Below are 10840 nucleotides of genomic sequence, written 5' to 3'. Positions count from 1 at the left end.
GACTAAAGAGTTAAGGAAGGTAATAATCTCTTTCCTTTGATGATTTTATTATTGTTTTATAATCTGTTTTGTGATTGTTTCTTTTTGGTTTCTGATTTTCAAAAAGTAAATCCCTGATTTTAAATCTACCAGATCTACTTCAATAAAGTCAGTATTCATGTTTTTGTTTAAAGAAACCTTTTTCAGTACTTTCCCTGTTACATCAACAATATCTACCTGATTGGTTTTAAGAATACTCTTTGATGATATTATTAATTTATCAGAGACAGGATTTGGATAAGCTTTGATTTCAATAGTAGTATCTTCTTCAGGCTTTCTTAATTGATCTGTACAATTAGGTGCCGTATCACTATTACTAAAATAGATGGTGTAGGTTTTATCCTGAGCTACTAGAGCAAAATTTTGACCATCTTGTGTTGCGTAATACGCCCCATCAAGATTTGCAAATCCAGTTCCAGAAAGTGTTATACTTGGCTGTGCTGAATTAAAATTTTGACTAGTTACATTGTTTTTAAGATCATTCCACCAACTTGGAACTCCATTATTGGTATTCATAGAGAATTGCCATAATCCATTATTTTGTAGATCCCAGTTGATTGTAAAATTAGTCACATTGCTTAAGTCTGGACCTCCAGATCCCAATACGTAAATATTAGAATAAGAATTATTAGCAATGGTTGGTAGCGGATTTGCTAATGGAGCACCGAATGTACAATCACCTCCATTACCTGATCCTGTTATGGTTATCGTTAATTGATCCGTATCCGAAATTCCATCAGTGTTTGTTACTGTTAAGATAGCAATGTAATCCCCTGCTGTTGTGTAATCATGACTTACAATAAACCCAGTACCAGAAGTACCATCACCAAAATCCCAGTTGTATGATAAACTGCTTCCATCTGATGATGTAGAACCTGATCCATCAAAAGTAATTGTCGCAGGAGCTATTCCAGAATTACTATCTACCGAAATACTTGCTGTAATTACTGGAGTAGTATCATCATTTACAGTTATAGTTTTACTAGTTGTATCATTCAAAGAACCATCACTAACTGTTAAACTTACCTGATAGCTACCAGGTGTGTCAAAAACATGTGAAATGCTAACACCAGTAGCTGTGGTTCCATCCCCAAAATTCCAAGAATACGATAGTGTATCACCATCGGGATCTGAAGATTGAGAAGCATCAAATTGTACTGTTAATGGTGCATTACCAGAACTAAGATCATTTGTAAAACTAGCAGAAGGTGGTAAATTACCTGTGCCCCCAATAACATTTGGAATAAATGGTGCGAAGTGTGGTCGAAGCACATCCATTTTCCATTCATTTACAGTAGTCCAATCATCTTGTAATATTCCACCCGTATCTCCAGAATTTGGGTTCATCGTCCAAAATGTCCAGGAATATATACTTCCCATAAAATCAACCCATTCTGTAAACCAAGTAAAAGCTACCCCTCCGAAGGCATCTTGATCTTTAATTCCAAACTCTCCAATAAATAATGGTGATGTTTCTTCTTCATATAAATAATGAAAATTTTCTGTCCATATTGGTGGCATATTCTGAGGAAATGAAGCTGCTTCAAACCAATCTTGAGGTGCCACTTCTGGTCCATATTCATGAGCAGAATACATTAATTTCGAAGGGTTTGATAATTGTACAGGATATTGTCTTGCTCCCATTAACTGTCCTCCCCACCAATAGGAATTTCCTTCAAACTCACCAACGCCTTCTACAATGATTAACACATTAGGATTTACTTCCAAAATCGCATTTCCACATCGTTCTGCAGCTTTATTCCAATCGGTAGCTGGATTGCTATTACCCCAAGAAGATCCATGAGGCTCATTATTTAAATCCATACCTACCACAGCCGAATAGTTTTTATAACGCTCAGCCATGAATAGCCAATCATTAATCCATCTTTGTTCTGAATATTCATTCGTATACCAAAGATCTTCTATTAAGTATCCATCGGCTGCTCTGGAATGATTATCCAATACAATTTTAATATCATTATCCTGACACCACTGTACCAAAATATCCATGAGTTCTATTGGTTTGGTGATTTGTGATTCTTCCTCATTCATAGGAGATATCCCAGTATACGCATCGGCTCCGTACGAATTAATACTAATAGTAGAACTTGGATTTAGCATTTCATTAGACCATGGTACTCTAATAGTGTTGAATCCTAAATCTTTGATTTGTTGGAGTACGCTTTTCATATCACGACTCCAAATTCCATGAGGAAAATAGGTTTGTGTTTCAAAACCGAACCAATTTACCCCAGTAAGTCTTACTTCCTTTCCTGTGGAATCGAATAATTTATTCCCAGAAACCGAAAGCCAGTTTTGTTGTTGTGCATAGACACCTGACACATTGCCCAAAAGCAATAGCAGTGCTATCGTATAGTTTATAAATCGTTTCATTTGTAGTTAGTTTTTTATTGTTTTTGATCTGAGATGAAATTTGATCATCTAGAGTTTTTCAGAACACGGAGTGATACTTATTAGTAACATCTTATTTTACTATTGATAAAAGTTAAGTGGCTGATTTTATCAGTAAATTCTAATATTCTAAAATATCTTTATTGATTATGTATTTAGATTTTAGAAGTGTAGATATAGTGATAACCAATTTCTTCACCAAATTGATTAAAATAAATAGCTATCATTATATCTTCTTCTTTTATAAAGGGCAAAAAAAGTAGAGAGAGGCACATAATACCTCTCTCGTTTTGGACTTTAATTTTTAATAATTTTATCTCTGAATTTATCTCCTGAAATGATATCATAAATTTCTAAGATATACATTCCAGTAGGTAATTCATTTACTGAAAGTCTAGTAGACTTTTGTTTATTCACTAGCGATTCTGTTCTTACCACATTTCCAGCAATATCAATTATTCTAACTCTAGTATTTTTCATATCAAAATTAGTTGTGATATTGATAAACTCTGAGGCTGGATTTGGAGTCGCTGTTACTTTAAGCACTTCTTCTGGAGCCTTAGTTCCTGGTTCTTGATCTGAAAAGAAGAATCCAAACTCAGCATTAGCCAAAGCAACTTCTATCTGAGCCCAACTTCTATGGTAACGTTGTGTATATTCTTCTCCAGCATTATAAGCTGTTTGAAGTCTATCAAATTCTGGATCATTTTTATAATCAGATCTTATATCCAAGAATGAAACACCTGGTTCGATCATATCGCCATTAGGCATAGTTCCTGTAAAACCATTTGGAACATATACTTCTTGCTCGAAGATTCTTGCAAAATCACCTCTATCTTCAGGAGAAGAAACTCCTTTATCATCTCTATAGGTATTCCACATTCTATCAAGTACTTCTTTAGCAAGGTCTCTAGCGTCTGTGTCAAAAGTAGCATGTTTCTGAGTAGCTGCAGCATAATAAATTAATGCCTTAGCCATTGAAGCAGCAACTCCCAGATCTTTTCCATAATCCGTAACGGTAACACTTAAATTATTGTTACTTCCTGGACTATCAGCGTCCCAAGTATCAGGCTCTCCAGTCCACTCTAATGTAGCTGGAATTTCGAAATCATCGGTACCGATAAGTTTTACTTCACTTTTTACCCAAGCAACCCATTTATCCATTAAGTTTTTGGCCATTGGATCATTGGTAATATAGTAATACTCAGCTACTCTTTCCATTGACCAAGCTTGCCATCCAAACCAAGTTCCACTTCCTGGATCATGATATACTGGATCTTTGTCGTACGCCATTCCATAGAATGTAGATTTACCTGAAGGATATACACTATAATCACCATTCCAGCTATTAGTAGCACCACCAGCGATTGCACCTTCTTTAGACTGTAACCAAGTATAGAACTCCATTTGTCTAGTTAAACTTTCATTCCAGTCTCTTTCTCCATTTTGAGATTGAGGTTTTAGTTCATTCACTTGCGTTAATGCATATGCAGCCATCGGATTTTGATATCCAAAATGACAATGACTAGAACTTATTCTAAATGCCCATTGCGAAGCAGGATCTGCCGAACCACCCCAAGACATGTACCACGACATTAAGTAATGTGCACTGTCATATCCAGACCCCGCTCCACTAGAAGCACTTTGTACTCCTAAGGGCTTAAAATATTTATCAAACATGGCTATTCTCAAATAATCTCCCATTTTGGTAGCTTTATCTAAGTCTAAGCTTCCTAAACTAGCTCCTTGTTCTTTGGCGTATAATTGTGCCCAAAACATTGCTTGTACTGCTCTAGCATCTGCATCTGGAGCACTTGTATATCTCCATTGTTGCGCATAATTCTGATCTTCTACAAATAATGGTAAGAAACCATCTGATCCACCCCAATCAAATGACTCCCAAGACGGATGTGGTATTGTCTCATATACAGATTCTTGCTCTCCTCTTTGGAATGTATTTATATAAGATGGTGTACTTACTCCATCTCCTCTATTACCATATCCATAAAAATTATCATTATCCAATAACCAGTGCATTTGGTATACATCTGGTCCATAGGTTGCTGTTAAATCCGCAGAAACAGGATCTACTCCTACAGGCGCGTTAAACTCTAACGGAGCTGGATAATCACTTGGTAACGGGAATTCTGCTGCAAATGCTGCAGGAGAAGAAGGGTTATAAGCAGCATTGCTAGGCTGATCAGCGGTTGTAGGAATAATAAACTGTTCTATTTTGTCCCATACGTTACTTAATGGTGCCCAATCTTTAGTTATTCTTCCGTTCATAACCTCTAACCATAACCAATAGGAATACAATTCACTTGTAGATTCATGACCATAATCTGGCGCCTCTACAATTAATGTTTCTATAGAATGATGTGGAGAACCGTCCGCACTAAAGTATCCGTTAGCAGGATCATAGAACTCATTTCGTAACTCTATAAATCTATTGATGTATGCATTATCTGAAGGAGGAGTAATGATAATATCACCATCCGTAACATTAATGGTAATAACAGCTTGGTCCGTTCCTCCATTTCCATCATCTACCACCAAGGTTACTGAATACGTTCCAATAGCAGTAAATGTATTTTCAACTGTTACTCCATTTGCTGTATTTCCATCACCAAAATCCCATGCGTAACTTAATGCATCTCCATCTGGGTCAGAAGAAGCCGTAGCATCAAACGTTACTAGCAATGGTGCATCACCTGAAATAGGAGTTGCTGAAATATCCGCCACAGGGTCAGTATTACCTCCACTATTATCGCAATCTGGAGCGATAGCAGAATTACTAAAGTATATCGTAAATCCTCCTGTTTTAGCAACCATTACAAAATCAGTTTCATTTACAGTAACCCAATAATCTCCATCCAATCCATTTATTCCTGTTCCTGATAGACTTGCTTCAGGATTTGCAGAGCTAAAGTTATAGGTCAAATTACTTCTAAGATCTACATACCAATTTGGTTGTCCATCGTTCGTATTCATTGCGAATACATATAATCCTGTATTTTGTAAATCCCAATTAATAGAGAATTCTCTAAAATTGCTTAAGCTTGGACCTCCAGTTCCTAATACATGAACATGAGAATATCTGTTATCAATACTTGGTAAAGCTGTTGAAATTGGTGTTTCGAAAGAACAATCATTCCCATTTGAAGCCGGATTTCTAGTTACAGTAATTGAATTCGAAAGGTCAAAATCTCCTATAAGATCCGCTGCATTGTTACCTACAGCTGCTCCTTGCAATCCATCTTCGAAGCTTAAATGCCATATTAAACAAACTCCTGTACCAGCGCCATCAAAATCTACTCCTTCTACGTCCGCTAATGTTGATGGTAATCCTAAAATATTGTTTAGATCATCAGTAATTACCCAAGTACTATTCGTTCCTTCAGCTCCAGCTAAAGTTATTCCAGATACGTTATCCGCAATACCATCTCCAACCGTAAATGTAAACGGTCCTCCAGTAATTGTTCCTCCATCAACAACTGGAGTTACTACTGGATTTCTAGTTACAGTAATTGAATTCGAAAGGTCAAAATCTCCTACAAGATCCGCTGCATTGTTACCTACAGCTGCTCCTTGCAATCCATCTTCGAAACTTAAATGCCATATTAAACAAACTCCTGTACCAGCGCCATCAAAATCTACTCCTTCTACGTCTGCTAATGTTGGTGGTAATCCTAAAATATTGTTTAAATCATCGGTGATTACCCAAGTACTATTCGTTCCTTCAGCTCCAGCTAAAGTTATTCCAGATACGTTATCCGCAATACCATCTCCAACCGTAAATGTAAACGGTCCTCCAGTAATTGTTCCTCCATCAACTACAGGAGTAGCCACTGGATTTCTAGTAACCGTTATTGAATTCGAAAGATCGAAATCTCCTATAAGATCCGCTGCATTATTACCTACAGTTGCTCCTTGTAATCCATCTTCGAAACTTAAATGCCATATCAAACAAACTCCTGTACCAGCGCCATCAAAATCTACTCCTTCTACGTCTGCTAATGTTGGTGGTAATCCTAAAATATTGTTTAAATCATCGGTGATTACCCAAGTACTATTGGTTCCTTCAGCTCCAGCTAAAGTTATTCCAGATACATTATCTGCAACACCATCTCCAACGGTAAATGTAAATGGTCCTCCTGTAATTGTTCCTCCGTCAACTACAACTGGAGTAACAGTACCACATTGTGGTTCTACATCAGAGTTTGTAAAGTAAATTGTATATCCTGCAGTTTTAGAAACCATAACAAAACTTCCTTCGTCAATTGTCACCCAATAAGCACCATCAAAACCTGGGATTCCAGTACCTGCAAGAACAGCATCAGGACTAGCGGAGTTAAAGGTCTGGGTAAGATTGTCTCTAAGATCTATGTACCAATTTGGTTGTCCATCTGTTGTATTCATTGCGAATTCATACAATCCATCATTTTGCAAGTCCCAATTAATAGAGAACTCTCTAAAATTACTTAAACTTGGACCACCTTCACCTAAGACAAATACATTGGTATATCTATCATTAATATTTTGTAACGGCGTTGCAATCGGTGTATCAAAAGCACAACTTGTACTTCCATCAGTAACATTAATAGTTTGCGTAGCAACATCTGTATCGCCTGCTGCATTTGTTACAGTTAAAGTAACTGTAACCTGGCCTATTTGTGTGTAAGTAGTAGACGTGCTTACCGTAGAAGCGGTCTGTCCATTACCTAAATCCCAACTATATGCCAAGCTACCACCTGTTGGGTCTACTGATCCTGAAGCATCAAAAGTAACATCCAAAGGAGCAACTCCTGAATCTGTACTTACTGTAAAAGAAGCAATCGGACTGCCATCTGTAACAGTTATTGTAATTGTTTTACTATCTTCTTTACTTCCATCACTAACAGTTAGTTTCGCTTCATACTCTCCAATTGCTGCATATTCATGTGTAATGGTTACACCAGCACCAGATTCTCCATCTCCAAAATCCCATATATAGGTTAGTGAATCTCCGTTCTCATCTGTAGATGTGGATGCATCAAAATTAACAGATACTGGTGCAACACCAGATGTTGGCGTAGCAGTAAAATCTGCTACAGGAGCAATATTACCATCTAATACGGTAATGGTTCTAGTAAATTCTGAAGATGTATTTTGTCCATCACTAACAGTTAATGTCACTAAATATGAACCTATTGCTGTATAGGTAATAAGTGGATCTACCACTGATGAAGTCTGTCCATTTCCGAAATCCCAGTTGTATGTTAACGCATCTCCGTTAGGATCCGAAGAAGAAGAAGCGTCAAACGAAACCTCTAACGGTGCTGTTCCAGATTCTGGAGTTGCGGTAAAAGAAGCAGTTGGTATTTCTCCACCATTTGGTTCTTTTCCTCCAACCAATACGCCATCTGCATAGATTGGTACGTTATCAGAAATTTTTAAAGTATTATTTAGTCCTTGATACGAAAAATCATTGGATGCATCCCATGCACTTTCTGGTGCACTTGTAGGGAGAGAAATTCTTAATTGTATTTCGCTTCTATACTCTCCTTGACCTCCTGGGAATGGCATCTGATCTTGATCCACCTCTATTTCTGCATAGTAAATATTACTTGTAGCATCCCATTCTTGTAGACCGTTAATTGTTGTGCCTCCAGCTCCTCTAGCTGTTAGTTCATAATCACTAGCAGCATATCCAGCCGCGATACCTTCTGAAATATCTACAAAGTAGCGAGCTTTAAGAGTATTCGGAACTCTTGCTGGCCATCCAGAACGGTTGTTAAGCCAGATAGCAACCTCTGTAAATTTTGCTTGATCGTTATTGAGTTTAACTTCGTTTGCAAACTCTAATCCTGGAGTTTCTGGCTGTGGAAAATTAGGTAATGGTGATCCACCAAATTCCATAACCATTCTTGCTAATACTCCCTGATAACAAGCATTGTAATCAGTTGCTACTTCATTAGCCTGAAAATCATCTCTATCTTCTTCGAAAAAGTCATCTGGTTTAGCAGGCCCTCCCATTAATGCTCCGTACATTGTATGTCGAGACTCAACAGGATTAGCACTACTTCTTGACCAACTTGAGTGTTGTCCTCTGTGATGCGGTTTTGTTGGAGGGTTTACACCGAAACCTGTTACCAAACTTCTATTATTCGGATTATCACCCAACGCATAATTCACCTGATTAATCGCAAAGTTTTTGTATTGATTGCTTTTTGGAGTATTTACGTTATCGCTATATATTAATGCTGTTAACGAAGCATTCATAGCATGACGTAAAGATCCCCACTGAGTTAAGTGAGCCTGACCTCCTGGAGAATAGTTTACTCCTCCATTACCTTCTTGCCACCAATCCAAATGACGTTCTGCATCTGTTTTGTAAATATCTTTTCCAGTAATAATGGATAATAAAACCATATTACCATAGGATTTATCCTCCCAAACCAAACTCCATAAAAAATCTGGCTGTGTATATTCTGCTTCTGCTTTATCCAGATATTTCTGGTCTCCAGTAGCTTTATATAACCAAAGTGCACCCCAAGTTAATTCATCCTGAAAGTTTCCAGATGTGTACGTCCCCACTGCTGGGATATTTCCTTCTGAAGTATATAATCCTCTATAGGTATCTCCAAACTCATATAATTCGATAGCATGACTTAGCAAGGTTGCACTATATGCTGGATCACTATCCTTGAATATAATACTTGCAGATGCTAAAGCCGCAGCAGTCTCGCAAGCTACTTCCGTACCTGGATTAGCTGTTGTTAATGCGTAGGATTTTCGTTGTCCATACATAGGATGCACATCCACCATCTCGGCTGGCATCCAAAAATTATGATCCTGTGATTTACTATCTGCCACTTGAGCATAAAAAACATTGGGAGAAGGATGACATTTAATAAAGTAATCCGTTACCCATTTAATATTTCTTTTGAAATGCTCGGTTTGATTGGCTGCATCATACCCATCTTTATACTCTAGAAACCCCCAATTAAGTGCAGTGACGGAAAATGCCATTGGGAAACCAAATTTTACATGATCTCCTGCATCATTCCACCCTCCTGTTAGATCAAGTCCTACATCTGCTCCATCATTGATTCCTGAATCAGACCTCCAACTTATTCTATTCCAATCGGGTAACACCCCAGACTGTTGGGTTTCATAAAAAAGCAAAGACTTTTGCAATGCTTCTCCGTAATTAAATTGTGCGGATAAGTGTGTGCAAAATAAACACAGTAGGAGTACTGTGCCCATTTTAATTAAATTTTTCATTGTAAGTGTAGTTTTAAGAATTGTGTTTTTAGATTAGGTTTTAAGTTTTTTGTTACCATTACCGAAACGACAAAACTAGCTGTGAAATCAATTTTCTTTTGGGACTAATTAGTAAGTGATATGGTTTAGAAAGAATTTGTTGGTTTTAATTTAATATTCAATAGAATTGGTTAACCAATTTTAAAATTTAAAATTATTCTACCTGAATATTATATGTTCTTAATATCCGATTAGTCTAAAATCATTTTGAGAAATCAGCTATAGAATGTATGCTTCGTTATTGAGATCAGAAGTATCCTATTAGATACAATAGCGCTTGAGATAATAATATCTCTTTAGTTGTGAGTTTGTGCATAGTTAGTTTAGTTTAAGTTCAATGTCATTAAAATTGCATCACCATCTTTTAGGGAAGATATATGACACAATGTGTGTTATTTTAAATCATTCCGTTCATCGATGTTTTACGTTATCAGATTTGATTTTCATTTTTTTACTATTAACATCTGATTACCATCGAAACGATATTCAAAGTTATAACAACTCCGAGGTAAAAGTATGAGCATTGATACCTTTACTACCTCTTAACATGTCTTCATATAAACATAGACAGTATTCATAGACAGTTCTATAGCATGCTGTTTTAGGGGAAAAAAGTGGTATAGCATACTTAGCTCTTAACTTACAGAAAAATGAAAAAAAACACTTTGTTAAGAAGATACTAAGATTTTTAAGCTAAAATAATTTTGAAAAAATCATTTTTTTATAAAAAAAAATAACTTTCTCAATGGTAAAACCATAAACCTATTTAACAAAAAAACAATTTTACACATGTTTTCCTATAAAAATATTCTTAAAATCGTTAATTTTTTAAACAAGAAACAACTTACAGTATATTGGAATTTTGAAAAAACAGCTAGATCAAAAACATAATATTTTTACATTATTACGTCCAATTAATAGAAATATTCCCCTTTTTACATGTGTTTTATTGAACAAAAACATACTAACATAGAATTATACGCTACAGGAATATTATAATAGCAAGTTGATCATAAAGACAGGATACTACTTAAATGAATTAGAATATTATTAGAAATGAATTCCCTAGCTAATCGGTAACATT

Annotated in this window: 2 protein-coding genes; both read right to left on the bottom strand. The window is 36.3% G+C overall.

The features are described 5' to 3' along the window. Positions 1–48: 48 nt before the first annotated feature. A complete protein-coding gene (locus ABD077_RS16790) occupies positions 49–2433 on the bottom strand; it encodes a cellulase family glycosylhydrolase (protein WP_343913405.1) in 2385 nt (794 codons plus the stop codon). Positions 2434–2748: 315 nt separating this feature from the next. After that, positions 2749–9717, bottom strand: a complete 6969-nt coding sequence (locus ABD077_RS16785; protein ID WP_343913404.1) for a glycoside hydrolase family 48 protein — start codon at positions 9715–9717, stop codon at positions 2749–2751. Positions 9718–10840: the final 1123 nt, after the last annotated feature.

Origin of the sequence: Aquimarina litoralis (genome assembly GCF_039523995.1) — a bacterium.
Taxonomy (GTDB): Bacteria; Bacteroidota; Bacteroidia; order Flavobacteriales; family Flavobacteriaceae; genus Aquimarina; species Aquimarina litoralis.
This window is presented reverse-complemented; position numbering and strand designations above follow the sequence as displayed.